Source organism: Pseudonocardia sp. ICBG601 (assembly GCF_020496245.1).
In genome coordinates this window covers 24,245-39,477 of sequence record NZ_JAHLJA010000031.1, presented here as the reverse complement: position 1 = coordinate 39,477, position 15,233 = coordinate 24,245, and the positions used below count along the sequence as shown (strand labels likewise).

Sequence of the window (15,233 nt, the reverse complement as noted above, 5' to 3'; positions counted from 1 at the left end):
GGCGAGCTGGATCTGGCTGACCTGCGCGCGAGTGGTCCGATCGCGAGGCCGCGGTACCAGGCGACGAAGCCCAGGAACATGCTCACGACGCCAGGTAGGCGAAGGCGAGCCACTCCGCCGGCGTTCCGGTCGGCGGCTGGTCGACGACCGCCCATCCGGTGAGGAGGATGGTCACCGGCGCGGCAGCGAGCAGCGCCCAGGAGATCGTCTGCCAGGCTCCGAGGCGGCGGGACAGGATCCCGCCCTCGGCGTAGGCAAGGGCACAGACGATCACGGCTGCGAACAGCAGGACGTCGGCGGCCTGCAGCTGTCCGACTGTATTTCCCTGGACCGCGCGCGAACAGCACGGCGGCGACCGCCCCGACTGCCGAGGCGACCCAGAACACGCGACCGGGTCGTTCGCCCGTGCGAACGACGGAGACGATCGCAGTGGTGGCGGGCAGGAGTGCGATGACCACCGCCCCGTGGCTCGCGGGCGTCTGCGTCAGCGCGATCGAGGTGAGTAGCGGGAAGCCGAGCACCGCACCAGCTGCCACGACACCGACGCCGATCCACTCCCGTCCGCGTGGACGTGGGGACTGCGAGAACCAGAGCGCCAGACCTGCGAGCAACGCAGCAACCACCGCGCGGTCGCTGCCGACGAACAGCGACGACAGGTGCCCGGACCCGACGGCGAGCCGAGTCAGCGGGACGGTGAACGAGAAGGCGAGGACACCGAGAAAGCCCCAGCTCAGGCCGGGACGAGCCGGCACGACGAACCGCGGTAGCGGACGGCCGGGAAACGTAGTAGCGCTACTATCCTCACTCATGAATCAGCGTAGCAGCGGGCTGGTCGAGGCGGCTCTGGAGACGTGGATCTCCTCCGCCGCGCCGGGTGCGCGCCTGCCGTCGACGCGCGAACTGACGGCGCACCACGGCGTCAGTCCGGTTACGGTTCAAGCGGCTCTGCGATCGCTGGTGTGTCGTGGGCTCATCGAGACCCGCCCCGGCGCCGGGACGTTCGTCGTGCCCAGTGCACCCGTGAGCGCGACCGGTGGACCTCTCCTGGCAGACCGCCACCCTCGGGGCGGCAGGAGCACTCCCGCCGCCGCGTCGAGTGCTCTCCGCACGGTCCGCAGCGATGCGATCTCTCTGCACTCGGGTTATCCCGACCGCAGCCTGCTCCCCGAACGCCTCCTGCGGCCGGCAGTTGCCCGGGCGGGCCGCGGCGACGCGGCACTCGAACGCACCGGGTCGGCGGGGCTCGCGGGGCTCCGCGGCTGGTTCGCCGCCGAGATCGCCGCCGAGATCGCCGCCCAGACGCCCGCCGACGGCACCGGCCCCTCGGCGCGGGACGTGATCATCGTGCCCGGCAGCCAGCTCGGCCTCGCCGTCCTGTTCCGCAGCATCGCGGGACCGGGCGGCGCGATCCTCATCGATCGCCGACCTACTGGGGAGCGATCCTCGCCGCTGGTCAGGTCGGCGTCACTCTCGTGCCCGTTCCCGCGAGCACCGAGGGCCCCGACGTCACCGCTCTCGAGCGCGCCTTCACCGAGACCGGCGCGCGCGGCTTCTACGCGCAGCCCAACTTCGCCAATCCCACTGGTGCGCGATGGTCCGCCGCACGCGCCGCCCACGTCCTCGAGATCGTCCGCACGCACGGCGCGTTCCTCATCGAGGACGATTGGGCCCACGACTTCGGCATCACTGCTGACCCCGTACCGGTCGTCACGAGGGACGACTCCGGGCACGTCGTCTACCTGCGCTCCCTGACCAAGAGCGTCTCGCCGGCCATCCGCGTGGCCGCGCTCGTCGCCCGCGGCCCGCTCCACCATCGCCTCCTCACGGAGCTGCAGTCCCAGTCGATGTACGTGAGCGGACTGCTTCAGGCCGCCGCCTTCGACGTCGTGACGCAGCCCGCATGGCAATCACACCGCCGTGCCCTCCGCAAGCAGCTCCGCGCCCGACGGGACCTCCTCGTCGCCGCGCTCAGAGCGTGTTTGGAAATTCTAGTGGGTTGAGGGTGTCGTGTGTTTCTGCTGGCGGGTGGCGGGGTATCCACGGGCGATGCGGCGGGTGATGGTGTTGATCGCGGCCAGCGGATCATGGCTTCGGATGTGGTGGGGTGGCGTTCGTAGTCTCGGGCCAGGCGTCGGTGTGCGGTGAGCCAGGCCAGGGTCCGTTCGACCACCCACCTTCGTGGGAGGACGGTGAATCCGCGCTGCTCGGGTGGCTTGCGGATGATCTCGATCGTTGTCTGCAGGATCGTGGCGGCCCAGTCGAGCAGTCGCCCGGCGAAGCCGGCGTCGGCGTAGACGAACCGCACCCTGGTGCGCAGGTAGAGGTTGAGCAGGATCGGCTTGGCGCCGTCGCGGTCCTGTGCCGAGGCCGAGCACACCATCGTGGTCAGCAGCAGACCGAGGGTGTCGGTCACGATGAACCGTTTCCGTCCGCCTGTCTTCTTCCCGGCGTCGTAGCCGCGGGAGTCCTGGCCGACGGTGTCGGCGCCCTTGACCGACTGGGAATCGATGATCCCCGCACTCGGCTCCGGATCACGGCCCTCGGCGATACGTAACTGCCCCCGCACGACCGGGAGGATCTTCTCGGTGACCTTCTGCTGTTCCCACTGGTTGAAGTACCAGTAGACGGTCTGCCAGGGCGGGAAGTCCACCGGCAACGCCCGCCAGGCACACCCGGTCCGCACGACATACAAGATCGCGTCCAGCACGTCCCGACGAGCATGAGCAACAGGCCGCCCCCGCCGCGCGAGCGGCGGTAACAACGGCTCGATCACCACCCACTGGGCATCACTGGTGTCCGAGGGGTACCGGCGCGGTCGTTCCTGCATGCCGACCACGATGGAGCACCCCAGCCGTGTCGACCATCCCGACACACCCACCATTTCCAAACACGCTCTCAGAACGCACGCCTCCGACGCGACGATCGAGGGAATCCCTGCGGGCGGCCTCAACCTCTGGGTCCGTCTCCCGGACGGGACCGACCTCGCCCGCTTGACACAGGACGCGGAGCTGCGCGGCCTCGCCGTCGTCGCGGGGAACGAGTGGTTCCCCGCCGAGCCCACGGCCCCGTACGTACGCCTCAGCTTCGCAGGCCCGAACCCTGACGCATTCGACCAAGCGGCGATCATCCTCGGTGAGGTCCTCGCGGAGCAGCGCTGATGGGTCGAGAACGTCCTGACCAGCGGGGATCCGGCCGGGCACCGAGTGGGCAGACTCCTACCGGTCGCTCGCGCAGCAGTTCGGGCTCACCGTCGACGCGCTGGGCCCTACTTCGGCGACGAGGCACTCATGGACGCTCTGGCCGACTCCGCGGATCTGACGACCCTGGTCGGTACCGGTGACCGCTACCCCGGACCGGTTTGCCGCATGATCTGGCGGCTTCACGAGCGCCGAGGCAGCCGTGCGACCGGCGACGGCGATTCTCCTCGGCCACGACGCCTTGGCTACCTACGATGACGGAGGTGTCGAACAGTGACCAGGCCTCGGCGGTCGACGAGGGCGGCCGACCCCTCCCCACCGGCGGGCACGACGCCGTCCACCAACGTCTGTCCGTTGAACGAGGTGCTGGACCGGGTCAGCGGGAAGTGGGCGATCGGTGTGCTCACGCTCATCGGTGCGGAGGAGGTCGCGCGGTTCACCGAGCTCGAGCGAGGCATCCCGGGCATCAGCAGGCGGATGCTCACGTTGACGTTGCGGAACCTGGAGCGGGACGGGCTGCTGACCCGCACGGTGTACGCGACGGTGCCGCCCAGGACGGAGTATCGGCTGACCGAGGCCGCCCGGGAACTCGCGCAGACCCTGTCTCTCCTCACCGACTGGGCCGAACGTCACCGGACGCACGTCCAGGTGTCCCGGCTCGCCTACGACGAGGCCGACCGAGGCCGCAGGACCGTGATCGCCGCCGACGACGAACGCCGGGTCGGCTCACGACCCGAACGCCGCCACGAACTGCTCCACCGACGTCGCCCGGTAGACGGTGTTCGTCCGCTGCACGTCGGCCAGCGGGGCGTGCGACGCCGGGAGTAGCGGTGCCCCGGGTACACCGTCGGGTTGCCCTTCAGCCCCGCCAGCTGCTGCAGCGAGTGGTACATCTGCGCGGTGTCGCCGCCGGGAAGTCGGTGCGCCCGCAGCCCTGCAGGAACAGGGTGTCCCCGGCGACGAGCCGGTCGCCGTCCGGGTCCGGCACCAGGAAGCACTGCGAGCCCGGGGTGTGGCCGGGGGTGTGCAGCAGCCGGATCGCGACGTTCCCGACCTCGACGACGTCGTCGTGGTCGTGCGGGGTCAGGTCGGTCGCCGACAGCCCGGTCACCGGGTCACGTAGTCGGCCTCGGCGCGCTGCACGTGGATCGGCACCGGGTGCGACCCGATCAGCTGCGCGACGCCGACGAGGTCGAAGCCCATCATCGTGCCGCCGACGTGGTCGGGGTGGTGGTGGGTGGCGAGCACCCCGGTCAGGCGCATGCCGTCGGCGTCGAGGGTCGCGACCAGCTCGTCGGGGGAGTAGGCCGGGTCGACGACGACGGCCTCGCGGGTCTCGTCGTCGCCGATCAGGTACGAGAAGTTGACCATCTGGGTGGCCACCTGGTCACCCACGGCGTAGTCCTGGCCCGACAGCAGCTGGCGGAAGTAGAGACCCATGGCCGCGACCCTAGACATAGGGTTCGGGGCATGTCCCACCCCGCCCGGCGCGACACCCTCCGCGCCCTGCTCCCCGCCGCCGGACTGGACGCGCTGCTGGTCACCGACCTGCTCGACGTCCGGTACCTCACCGGGTTCACCGGCTCCAACGCCGCCGCGGTGATCGCCACCGACCCGGGGGAGGACCTGCTCTGCACCGACGGGCGCTACCGCGTCCAGGCCGCCGAGCAGTGCCCCGGCCTGGAGATCCTCGTCGAGCGGCCGAGCGCCCCGGCGGCCGCGGCCCGCGTCCGGGCCGGGCGGACCCTCGGCTACGACTCCGCCACGCTCACCGTCGACGGCCTGGCCGCCGTGCGCGACGCCGTCCCCGGCCGCCGGCTGCGCCGGGCACCCGGCCTGGTCGGGCGGCTGCGCGCGGTGAAGGACGCCGACGAGGTCGAGCGGATCGCCGCCGCCTGCGCGCTGGCCGACACCGCGCTGCGCGGCCTGCTCGACGGCGGCGGCCTGCGCCCGGGACGCACCGAGGCCGACGTCGCGCGCGAGCTCGACGACCGGATGCGCCGCCTGGGCGCCGACGGCCCCGCCTTCGACACCATCCTCGCCGCGGGCCCGCACTCCGCGGTGCCGCACCACCGCCCCACCGGCACCGAGCTGCGCCGCGGCGACCTCGTCAAGATCGACTTCGGGGCGGCGCTCGACGGCTACCACTCCGACACCACCCGGACGTTCTGCCTGGGCCCGGCCGCGGACTGGCAGCGTGAGCTGCACGCCCTGGTCGACGCCGCGGCGGCGGCCGGGCGGGCCGCCCTGGTCGACGGGGCCTCGGTGGCCGCCGTCGACGCGGCGGCCCGGGACGTCGTCACCGCCGCCGGCCACGGCGAGCGGTTCCCGCACGGGCTCGGGCACGGGGTCGGGCTCGCGGTGCACGAGCCGCCGTGGCTCGCGACCACCGCCACCGGCCGGATCGACGCCGGCACCGTCGTGACCGTCGAGCCGGGCGTCTACCTCGACGGGCGGGGCGGGGTGCGGATCGAGGACACCCTGCACGTGGCCGCGGGCGGCCCGGCCAGGGCACTGACCGGGCTGCCCCGCGAGCTCATCGAGATCTGAGCGCCTCCCGCCACGGCACCGTCGCCCCGATCCGCAGCACGGACCGCTCGTACACGCGGGCCCCGGCGCGGGCCAGCAACGCCACGGCGACGATCATGACCAGCGCCGAGCCGGCCACGTGCCAGGCCGAGACGGTGCCCTGGGCGACCATCAGCGGCATGAGCATCGCCGGGAACGGCGGGATCCACGACAGGATCTGCAGCGCCGTCGCGTCCGGCGAGCCGAGGTACCAGAACGAGGCGCCGTACATCGCGAACATCAGCATCATCAGCGGCCCGGTCGTCGAGTTGACGTCCTCCTGGCGCGACACCAGCGACCCGGCCGCGGCGTAGAGGACGGCGAAGAAGGCGTAGCCGAGCACGAACCAGGCCAGCGCCGCGCCGAACACCCCGACCGCGGTACCGGTGATCGTCAGCAGCCCGGTGGCGAGCCCGGTCGCGATCCCGACGACGCCGTAGAGCAGCAGCTGGACCAGCCCGACCGCACCGATTCCCACGACCTTGCCCCAGAGCAGGTCCAGCGGGCGGATCGTGGACAGCAACAGCTCCACCACCCGGCTGGACTTCTCCTCGACCACGCCCATCGCGACGGTCAGCCCGAAACCGACGATCTGCATGAACATCACGATCAGCACCGCGAACGACAGCGCCGACCGCTGCCCGGCCTCCGGGTCGGTGGGGTCGAGTGCGTCGACGGTCAGCCTGGCGGGCGGGGTCGCGGCGGCCAGCTGGGACGGGGTCACGCCCACCACGGCGAGCCCGACGCCGGTGGCCCGGTCGGCCAGCGCCGCGTCGAGGACGGCTCGGGTCGCCGGGTCGAGCTCGGAGTCGACGACGGCCGTCGCGCCCGGTCCCGATTCGTCGCCGAGCAGGGCGACGTCGAGGTCCCCGGCGGCGACGGCAGCCCGGCCGTCGCCGGCGGAGGCGATCTCCCGGACGTCGACGGGTGACCCGAGCCGCTCCGCGGCGGAGGTGACGGCCGCGGCCAGTGCCGGGTCACCGGCGACGCCGACCGAGGGCCGGTCGTCGCCCGTGCCGAACAGCGAGAAGGCGATCATGCTGCCCGCGATGAGCAGGAGCATGATCGCGTTGCTGACCCAGAAGCTGCGTTTGTGCACCTGCACGCGGAACTCGCGACGGGCGACCAGCGCGATGGCGCGCGCGCGCGGGCAGGGTGGTGGACGGGGCGCTCATGCGACGACCTCCCGGTACAGATCGGTCAGCGACGGGGTGGTGACGGTGAAGCCGTGCACCGGACCGGTGGCGAGCGCGGCGGCGAGAACCCGCTGGTCGTCGACGCCGTCGCCGAGTGCCAGGACGGTGCGGCCGCGCTCCTCGGCGAGCACGGTGACCCCGGCCAGCCCGTGCGCCCAGCCGGGCCGGGCGGCGGGGGCGCGCACCTCCAGCCGGGTGCCGCCACCGCGCCGGACCTCGCCGACGGTGCCGACGGTCCGCATCCGGCCGGCCACGAGGATCCCGACCCGGTCGCAGAGCCGCTGCACCAGGTCGAGCTGGTGGCTGGAGAACAGCACCGGCACCCCGGCGCGGGCCTTCTGTCGCAGCACCTCGCTCATCACGTCGACGGCGACCGGGTCCAGCCCGGAGAACGGTTCGTCGAGCACCAGCACGGCCGGGTCGTGCACGAGTGCCGCGGCCAGCTGGACGCGCTGCTGGTTGCCCAGGCTGAGCGCGTCGACGGTGTCGTCGAGCCGGTGGTCGACGCCGAGCTGCTCGGCCCAGCGCAGCACCGCCCGGCGCGCAGCGCCCCGGGCGACGCCGTGCAGCTCGGCCAGGTAGGCGAGCTGCTCACCGACCTTCATCTTCGGGTACAGCCCGCGCTCCTCGGGCATGTAGCCGATCGTGCGGCGGACGTCGAGGTCGATCGGGCGCCCACCGAGACGGACCTGCCCGGAGTCCGCCGCCAGCACGCCCAGGGCGATCCGCATCGTCGTCGTCTTCCCGGCGCCGTTGGAGCCGACGAAGCCGAAGATCTCGCCCGGGCGGACGTCGAAGGTCACCCCGTCCAGGGCGACGGTGCCGCCGTAGCGCTTGGTCAGCGCGTCGATCTCGAGTGTGGCGCCGGTGTCCGCCACCGGCCCGGCCCGGAGCTGCTGCTGCTGTGTGGTCATCGGTCCCTCCCCCGCTGTGGGGACCGACGCTACGAGCCGGGGGTGCCCTCGCGGATCGGCGCGAAGGACGAGATCGGTGCCGCGGCGGGGTCGTCCTCGCGGACGAGCGGGCTGCGGGGCAGCACCGCGCGGACCGTCCACCCCTGACCGTCACCGGGGCCGGTGTACAGCTCGCCGCCGACAGCGCGACCCGTTCCCGCATCCCGAGCAGGCCCAGGCGGGAGCCGGTGTCGTCGGGTCGGTGGCCGGGCACCGGGCCGTCGTCGTCGACCTCCACGACGAGCGGCTCGGCGGCGCCGCCGTGGACGACCCGCACCCGGGTGGGGGTGGGCCCGGCGTGGCGCAGGGTGTTGGTCAGTGCCTCGGTGACGATGCGCCGCGCGAACAGCTCGGCCTCGCCGGCGTCGCCGTGGGGGAGCCCTCGACGGTCACCGCGACCGGCAGCCCTGCCGCGCGTGACGGCGCGACCAGGCCTCCTGCGCGGCGGGGGACAGGTCTGCGCCGTCCGGGTCCGGGCCCCAGGTCGGCGAGGCGGGCAGCGCCTCGGCGACCCGGCGGACCGAGTCGCGATGTGCCCGAGCGCCTCGGCGCGGGCCGCCGGGTCGGCGGCGAGCCGCGCCGCCCCGGCCTGCACTGCCACCGCGGAGACGTGGTGGGCGACGACGTCGTGCAGGTCGCGGGCCACCCGCAGGCGTTCGCGGGTGAGCGCCTCGCGCACGCCCGGCCTCGGTGAGCGCGCGTCGCCGGGTCGCGGTGTCGAGCCGGTGGTGGCGGACCGCGACCCCGGCCGCCCACAGCGGCACCACGGCCAGGAAGCTGAGCACGACCACCGACGCCGGGGTCCCGAGCCGGTGCCACACCCCCGCGAGGGTGCCCCCGGTGAGGACGACCAGCGTCGACACCGCCACTGCCACCGCGGACGTCACGACCGGCGCCGTCGACGCCGCGCCCCACACCAGGAGTATCCAGGTGGCCTCGGCGAACGTGTTGGAGCCGTCGAGCATGGTCGCGACGAACGACGCGACTCCGGCGAGCAGCAGCGCCGGCACCGGCGCGGTCCGCCACCACGCGACGAGTGCGAACTGCACCGCCACGACCAGCGCTGCGGCCGGGTTCCCCCACGGCAGCTGCAGCAGGCGCAGGAACCCGTCGACGACCACCAGCCCGGTGTCCACGTCGCCCGCCGAGGAAACGAGCGCACCGATCAGCAGAGCCGGGACGACGAACGCGACGAGCGCCCACAGCCCGGCCCGGTCGGGCAGCGGCACCCGGCGACGCCGCGCGGACGCTGCCGGGGCCGGGACCGGGGCCGGCAGCGGGATGACGGGTCCCGGCTCGGCGGTGGCGGCGGGGGCGCGGAGCACGCCCAGGACCCGGCGCATCGCGGCCAGCACGGACCGGGCCCGTTCCCGCACCGCCCGCAGGTCGGCCTCGGTCGCGTCGGGCCCCAGCGCCCCGGCCTGGGCGACCAGGCGGCGCAGACCGCTGAGCACACCACCGCCGATCTCCTCGGCGATCCGGGACCGCTCGGCGTCCAACGCGGTGCCGTGCTGCAGCCGGTCGGTCTCGGCCCGTTCGCGGTCGGCGCGCAGCGCCGCGGACCGGCTCCAGCGCCCCGCGACGGTGGCGATCACCAGCATCGGCATGACCACCATCGCGCCGCCGACGATCAGCCCGGCGTCGGTCGCCACGTCCGGCGAGACCGGTAGGCGCAGCAGCCCGGCCAGTCCGAGCGAACCGAGCCAGGGCAGGGCCACCCACGCCGCAGCGTCGACCGGTCCGCGCTGCGGCGCCCGTGCGACGGAGAACGCGAGCAGCGGCCACACCAGCGCCGCGGCCCCGCCGAGGAACGCGATCCCCGGGGCGGAGATCACGGCCAGGGCCAGGTAGGCACGCCGCGGCCGCCGGCGGCGCAGCAGCATCGCCGCGGCCGCCGCCAGGCTCAGCCCGACCGCCAGGGCCACCTCCAGCGGCAGCGGCAGCCGGTGGACGTAGCCGTAGCTGTTCACGACCAGGGTCGTCACCATCTCCTGGGCGACGAGGATCAGCGCCAGCACCGCGAGCGCGACGTCCCCCGCGCGGCTCCCGGGCAGCGGTGCCGGGGGAGCATCCCCGCCGGGCTCAGCCGTCGGCACCGGCCGCCCCCACCAGCCCGTGCTCGTAGGCGAACACCACGAGCTGGACCCGGTCGCGCAGCCCCAGCTTGGTGAGCAGGTTCGACACGTGGGTCTTGACCGTCGTCCCGCCCAGCACCAGCCGGTCGGCGATCTCGGCGTTGGACAGCCCGGCGGCGACCAGCCCGAGCACCTCCCGCTCCCGCTCGGTCAGCGCGGCGGCGGGCCCGGCCTGCGCGGGCGGGTCGGTCGGGACGAACGAGCCGACGAGCCGCCGCGTGACCGACGGCGCGAACAGCTCGTGCCCTGCGTGCACGGTGCGCACCGCGACCTGCAGGTCCTCCGGCTCGACGTCCTTCAGCACGAAGCCGGACGCGCCGGCCCGCAGGGCGTCGTAGACGTGGCGGTCCAGGTCGAAGGTCGTCACCACCAGCACGCGGATGCCGGGGTCGCGCAACGCCCGGATCCGCCGGGTCCCCTCGATGCCGTCGGTGCCGGGCATCCGGACGTCCATCAGGACGACGTCCGGACGCAGGGTCTCGGCCAGCTCGGCGGCCTCCGCGCCGTCCCCTGCCTCCCCGACGACGTCGATGTCCGGTGCCGCCGCCAGCACCGTCCGCAGCCCCGCCCGCACCACGGCCTGGTCGTCGGCCACCACCACCCGCACCGTCATGGCGCCCATCCTGGCAGGTCGCCCGCCCCTCGGGCGGGCCGGTGAACCCGGTGGCGGTACCCTGACCGACGCACGAATCCGAGATCCGAGCAGGAGAGCGCGCACGTGGCGACCACGAACGACCTGAAGAACGGCCTGGTCCTGAACATCGAGGGCCAGCTGTGGACCGTGACGGCGTTCCAGCACGTCAAGCCCGGCAAGGGCGGTGCGTTCGTTCGCACCACGCTGAAGAACGTGATGTCCGGGAAGGTCGTGGACCGGACCTTCAACGCGGGCACCAAGGTCGACACCGCGACGGTGGACCGCCGCGACATGACCTACCTGTACCGCGAGGGCACCGACTTCGTCTTCATGGACGCCGACACCTTCGACCAGATCCCGATCCCGGAGAAGGCCGTCGGCGACGCCGCGCGCTACCTGCTGGAGAACGCCACCGCCCAGGTGTCGCTGCACGAGGGGGAGCCGCTGTTCGTCGAGCTCCCGACCTCGGTCGAGCTGGTCATCTCCCACACCGACCCGGGCCTGCAGGGCGACCGCTCCACCGGCGGCACCAAGCCCGCGACCCTGGAGACCGGCGCCGAGATCCAGGTGCCGCTGTTCCTGGAGAGCGGCACCAAGGTCAAGGTCGACACCCGGGACGGCCGTTACCTCGGCCGCGTGAGCTGAGGTGCGCGCACGCACCAAGGCCCGTAAGCGGGCACTGGACATCCTGTTCGAGGCCGAGGCCCGCGGTGAGGACGCGCTGTCCGTGCTCACCGCGCGCCGCGAGACCGACGACGCGCCGCCCGTCCAGGACTACGCGGCGCGGCTCGTCGAGGGCGTCGCCACCCACCAGGAGCGGATCGACCAGCTGATCGCCGAGCACGCCGAGGGCTGGGACGTCGACCGGATGCCCGCGGTCGACCGTGGCCTGCTGCGGCTCGGGATCTACGAGCTGCTGTGGGTCGACGACGTCGACGACCCGGTCGCGATCACCGAGGCCGTCGAGCTGGCCCGGACGCTGTCGACCGACGACTCCCCGCGCTACGTCAACGGGGTGCTGGGCCAGATCTCCGACATCGCCGAGCACCTGCGCGCCACCCTGTAGACCCCGGCCGCTCGGTGCCGGTGCCCGAGCGGTCCCGGGCGGACGGTGGCCGCGTCCCCTCCGCCCCGGGACCCGGGCGTGAGCCCGGTGCGTCCTCGGAGCCGACCGCGCCGCCCCCGACGAGCACCGTCGCGGCGACCGGCGCGGTCGGCCCTGCACGTGTGCGCCCGACCCCGTCCCTGGATTGCAGCCGACGCGAACGGTGACGTCGCGGTAGAGCGCGCCGGTCGTCGCCGACGTCCGACTCCGCGGCGCTGTTCGGTCGCGGCCCCCACCTGCTGGTCGCCCCCAGGACACGATCCCCCCCGGCCCCGGCGGTGTCCGCCGCCGGCCTGCCGATGCCCCTGCGCAGCCAGGCCCCGCAGCTGCCGCTCGACGGGCGACGCGTCGATCCCGCCACCTGGCGGCCCGTCGCCGTGTCGACGGCGGACGAGCCCCGGCGATGAGTACGCACGGCCGCTGCCCGCCGCCGGTCGTCCTGGGATCTGCCGTACCCGGTCGTCCCGACCGGGCCCCGAACCAGATCGAGAACGGCGGCAGGCGCGCGCTCGTCTGATCGATCGTTCAAAGTTGGTAACCTGACGGAAACAGCTCTGAGCTGCAATGAAGGGCGCCGTTGACGGCCATCGAACAGTTCTTTATCGTCCTGTTCAATGAATGAGAAGCGTGCTTCCGAGGTGGTGCGAGGCCCGGTGCGTGCGCGGGATCTCGGGGTCGCGGTCGGGACCGGAACGCCCGGCCCCGCCAACGCGATCACCGACGTCCCCGGTACCCGGGTCGGGCACTGCACGCTGACGGCGGGACCGGGGACGGACTCCGCGGAGGTGCACACCGGGGTCACCGTGGTCCTGCCGCACGACGACGGGATCTGGAGCCGGCCGGTCTTCGCGGGGAGCCACCGGCTCAACGGCAACGGCGAGCTCACGGGACTGCAGTGGGTGCGCGAGAGCGGAATGCTGACTTCGCCGATCGGGCTGACCAACTCACACAGCGTCGGGGTCGTGCGCGACGCGTTGGCGCGGGTCGAGGTCGCTCGGCGAGCCCCGGGGAGCTGTTCTGGGCCCTGCCGGTGGTGGGGGAGACCTGGGACGGCGTCCTGAACGACATCGACGGCTTCCATGTCCGAGCCGAGCATCTCGAGCGGGCCCTCGCATCCGCCGTGCGCAGCGGCGACGGCGCCGCCGTGGCCGAGGGAAACGTCGGAGCCGGTACCGGCACGATCTGCCACGGCTTCAAGGGCGGGATCGGGACGTCCTCCCGCGTCGTCGTCCTGGACGGGACCGCCGGCTACACGGTCGGGGTCCTGGTGCAGGCCAACCACGGCCGGCGTGACCGGCTCCTGGTCGACGGTGTCCCGGTCGGCCGTCTGATCGACGGGCGGGAGATCCCCGTTCCGATCCCGTCCGGGGCGACGGTGCCGGTGGAGGGCGGGGGCTCGATCATCGTCGTGGTGGCGACGGACGCGCCCCTGCTCCCGCACCAGTGCGACCGCCTCGCGCAGCGAGCCTCGCTGGGCGTCGCCCGCGCCGGGGGCGTGGGCGAACACTTCAGCGGCGACCTCGTCATCGCCTTCGCCACCGGCAACCGGCTGCGCAAGAGCGAGTACGGCGCAGCGGCACCGGTGACCCAGACGCTGACCATGCTGTCCGACGGCGGCATCGACGCGTTGTTCGCGGCCACGGTGGAGGCCACCGAGGAGTCGATCCTCAACGCACTCGTGGCCGCCAGGACCGTCACCGGACGCGCGGGCGTACGCGCCCACGCGCTCCCGCACTCCCGGCTCGTCGACGTGCTCGTCGAACACGGCCGGCCCCTCGCCCCCGTTGCCGTCCGTCCGGACCGCCCGCCACTGCCCGAGGAGATGTCATGAGCCCACCCGACCTACCGCCCGCCGGGGTCGGCATCGGCCGCCGGACCGTGCTCCGGACGCTGCTCCTCGGCGGTCTCGGCGTGGCCGCACCAGGAGCGCTGGCCGGCTGTGCACGGCGGATGGACGCCGTGGCCGGCGCAGGTCCGGTCACCGCGGTGCGCGGCGGCACGGTCGTCTGGGGCAAGCCCCTCGAGGCCCTCGCGCTCAACCCGACGACGTCGTCGGTCGGGGCCTCGTGGGAGCTGATCCAGGTGGTCTACGAGCCGCTGGTCGAGCTCGACGACGACCTGGGCGTGGTTCCGGCGCTCGCCCAGAGCTGGGAGAACCCGGCGCCCGGCGAGTGGGTGTTCACCCTCCGCAGCGGTGCCAGGTTCTCCAACGGCCGCCCCGTCGACGCCGACGACGTCGTGGGCACCTTCGCCCGCCATCTCGATCCGGCGAAGCCCACCGCGTTCGCCAGCTACATCGGGGGGACCGGCACCACGGTCAGCAGGGTCGACGACCGTCGGGTTCGGTTCGTCCTGGGTGCCCCGCGTGAGATGTTCCTGTCCGCGCTGAGCGCGGCCGTGGCCGTGATCCTGCCGATCCGGGAGATCGGTGCCGGCGAGGTCACCCCGGCCACCGAGATGCTCGGCACCGGCCCGTTCATGGTCGAGAGCCACCGCCAGGACCGGGACTGGGTCCTGGTCCGCAACCCGTTCTCGTGGCGTCCCCCCACGGCGGACCGCCTCGAGGTCCCCATCATCCTCGACACCAACGCGCGGATCGCGGCGCTGCGCAACGGCAGCATCGACATCGCCACCTTCGACGAGCCCGACGCGGCGCTGCTGCTCAGCGACGTCCCCGCGGTCGCCGTGCAGGTGCAGCCGCGCACCGACTTCTTCGTCCTCACCCTCAACGCGGTCGGCGACACACCCTTCACCGATCGCCGCGTCCGGCAGGCGGTTGCCCACGGCATCGACCGGGAACGGATCAGACAGGTCGCCCTCGCCGGCGTCGGTGCCGTCACGGGCCCGGTGTCGGCGACGTTCCCCGGAGCCCTACCGACGACGGTGCACCGGGACACCGCGAAGGCCAGGACGCTGCTCGCCGAGGCGGGCCGGACCGACCTGCACTTCGAGATCATCTACGGCGGCCCCGTCGCCGGCGGGATCGCCCAGATCATCCAGCAGGACCTGGCCGAGATCGGAGTGACGGTGCGGGCCACCCAGCTGGAGGCGGCGGTGCTGAACCAGCGCTCCTGGGTGAGTACGCCCGCCCGGATGGACGCCGCCGTCAGCTTCTACGCCGCCTTCGGCGGGCCGTTGATGGCGATGCGCAACTGGAGCCCGGAGCTCGCACCCTTCACCGCGGGCTTCCAGGAGGACGATCCCTCGGTCACCGACCTCGTCACCCGGGCGTGGTCGGCGTCCGGCCCGTCGGCGGACGCGGCGGTACGCCGGGCGTCGCCCGCTCTCGAGGAGCAGGCGAACACCATCCCGCTGGTCACCAAGCCCGGGATCGTCGCCTATCGGGCGGACCGGGTGGCACCGCGGATCAGCCGGCTCGACGGGAACCTGGACGTGATGCAGTACGCCGGTGCGCTGAGCCGGGTCCGGACCGGGGGTGCCTGAG

General features: G+C 73.4%; 13 protein-coding genes and 4 pseudogenes. 10 read left to right on the top strand and 7 right to left on the bottom strand.

What is annotated here, in order from left to right:
- Nucleotides 1-82: 82 nt before the first annotated feature.
- Both KPL57_RS69575 and KPL57_RS69570 read right to left on the bottom strand, forming a co-directional pair.
- Nucleotides 83-274: a hypothetical protein gene (locus KPL57_RS69575; protein WP_226351598.1), complete on the bottom strand. Its 192-nt coding sequence runs from the start codon at nucleotides 272-274 to the stop codon at nucleotides 83-85.
- A 124-nt stretch (nucleotides 275-398) separates the two neighbouring features.
- Nucleotides 399-809: pseudogene (locus KPL57_RS69570) on the bottom strand (EamA family transporter); the annotation flags it as partial.
- On the opposite strand from KPL57_RS69570, the pseudogene KPL57_RS11240 reads away from it, so the two are divergent.
- A pseudogene (locus KPL57_RS11240) lies at nucleotides 808-945 on the top strand (hypothetical protein); the annotation flags it as partial. The pseudogenes KPL57_RS69570 and KPL57_RS11240 sit on opposite strands and share 2 nt — an antisense overlap.
- 527 nt (nucleotides 946-1,472) lie before the next feature.
- Nucleotides 1,473-2,000: an aminotransferase class I/II-fold pyridoxal phosphate-dependent enzyme gene (locus KPL57_RS11235; RefSeq protein WP_308252845.1), complete on the top strand. Its 528-nt coding sequence runs from the start codon at nucleotides 1,473-1,475 to the stop codon at nucleotides 1,998-2,000.
- Here KPL57_RS11235 and KPL57_RS11230 read toward each other — a convergent pair.
- Nucleotides 1,989-2,827, bottom strand: a protein-coding gene (locus KPL57_RS11230) for an IS5 family transposase (protein WP_226351546.1) whose coding sequence is annotated in 2 segments (ribosomal slippage) — nucleotides 1,989-2,080 and nucleotides 2,080-2,827 — 840 coding nt in all. Because the reading frame shifts where the segments join, the coding sequence is not laid out codon by codon here. The two genes, KPL57_RS11235 and KPL57_RS11230, sit on opposite strands and share 12 nt — an antisense overlap.
- Here KPL57_RS11230 and KPL57_RS11225 point away from each other — a divergent pair.
- On the top strand, nucleotides 2,826-3,158 hold the full coding sequence (locus tag KPL57_RS11225; protein ID WP_226351545.1) for a hypothetical protein: 333 nt from the start codon (nucleotides 2,826-2,828) through the stop codon (nucleotides 3,156-3,158). The genes KPL57_RS11230 and KPL57_RS11225 overlap by 2 nt on opposite strands.
- A gap of 393 nt (nucleotides 3,159-3,551) precedes the next feature.
- Nucleotides 3,552-3,869, top strand: a pseudogene (locus KPL57_RS11220) (winged helix-turn-helix transcriptional regulator); the annotation flags it as partial.
- 54 nt (nucleotides 3,870-3,923) lie between these two features.
- Here the strand turns inward: KPL57_RS11220 and KPL57_RS11215 are convergent.
- A pseudogene (locus tag KPL57_RS11215) lies at nucleotides 3,924-4,637 on the bottom strand (MBL fold metallo-hydrolase).
- Between the two features lie 30 nt (nucleotides 4,638-4,667).
- Between KPL57_RS11215 and KPL57_RS11210 the strand changes: the two are divergent.
- On the top strand, nucleotides 4,668-5,747 hold the full coding sequence (locus KPL57_RS11210) for a Xaa-Pro peptidase family protein (protein ID WP_226351597.1): 1,080 nt from the start codon (nucleotides 4,668-4,670) through the stop codon (nucleotides 5,745-5,747).
- On the opposite strand, the gene KPL57_RS11205 is transcribed toward KPL57_RS11210, so the two are convergent.
- From KPL57_RS11205 to KPL57_RS11190, 3 genes are all read right to left on the bottom strand, one after another.
- On the bottom strand, nucleotides 5,734-6,894 hold the full coding sequence (locus tag KPL57_RS11205; RefSeq protein WP_226351596.1) for an ABC transporter permease: 1,161 nt from the start codon (nucleotides 6,892-6,894) through the stop codon (nucleotides 5,734-5,736). The genes KPL57_RS11210 and KPL57_RS11205 overlap by 14 nt on opposite strands.
- A gap of 42 nt (nucleotides 6,895-6,936) precedes the next feature.
- The gene (locus tag KPL57_RS11200; protein WP_226351544.1) at nucleotides 6,937-7,875 is read right to left on the bottom strand and encodes an ABC transporter ATP-binding protein; all 939 of its coding nucleotides are present in this window, start codon (nucleotides 7,873-7,875) and stop codon (nucleotides 6,937-6,939) included.
- A gap of 2,121 nt (nucleotides 7,876-9,996) precedes the next feature.
- On the bottom strand, nucleotides 9,997-10,662 hold the full coding sequence (locus KPL57_RS11190) for a response regulator transcription factor (RefSeq protein ID WP_075306083.1): 666 nt from the start codon (nucleotides 10,660-10,662) through the stop codon (nucleotides 9,997-9,999).
- Nucleotides 10,663-10,767: 105 nt separating this feature from the next.
- Between KPL57_RS11190 and efp the strand changes: the two genes are divergently transcribed.
- The 5 genes from efp to KPL57_RS11170 all read left to right on the top strand — a co-directional run bounded on the left by efp (nucleotide 10,768) and on the right by KPL57_RS11170 (nucleotide 15,232).
- Complete coding sequence (efp, locus tag KPL57_RS11185) at nucleotides 10,768-11,328, top strand: elongation factor P (RefSeq protein WP_020625794.1); 561 nt, start codon at nucleotides 10,768-10,770, stop codon at nucleotides 11,326-11,328.
- A gap of 1 nt (nucleotide 11,329) precedes the next feature.
- The gene (nusB, locus tag KPL57_RS11180; RefSeq protein WP_020625793.1) at nucleotides 11,330-11,749 is read left to right on the top strand and encodes a transcription antitermination factor NusB; all 420 of its coding nucleotides are present in this window, start codon (nucleotides 11,330-11,332) and stop codon (nucleotides 11,747-11,749) included.
- 653 nt (nucleotides 11,750-12,402) lie between these two features.
- The gene (locus KPL57_RS66250) at nucleotides 12,403-12,849 is read left to right on the top strand and encodes a P1 family peptidase (protein WP_264197979.1); all 447 of its coding nucleotides are present in this window, start codon (nucleotides 12,403-12,405) and stop codon (nucleotides 12,847-12,849) included.
- Complete coding sequence (locus KPL57_RS66245) at nucleotides 12,822-13,619, top strand: P1 family peptidase (RefSeq protein ID WP_308252844.1); 798 nt, start codon at nucleotides 12,822-12,824, stop codon at nucleotides 13,617-13,619. The genes KPL57_RS66250 and KPL57_RS66245 overlap by 28 nt, the downstream gene beginning before the upstream one ends.
- A complete protein-coding gene (locus KPL57_RS11170; RefSeq protein WP_226351543.1) occupies nucleotides 13,616-15,232 on the top strand; it encodes an ABC transporter substrate-binding protein in 1,617 nt (538 codons plus the stop codon). Before KPL57_RS66245 ends, KPL57_RS11170 begins: the two co-directional genes overlap by 4 nt.
- Nucleotide 15,233: the final 1 nt, after the last annotated feature.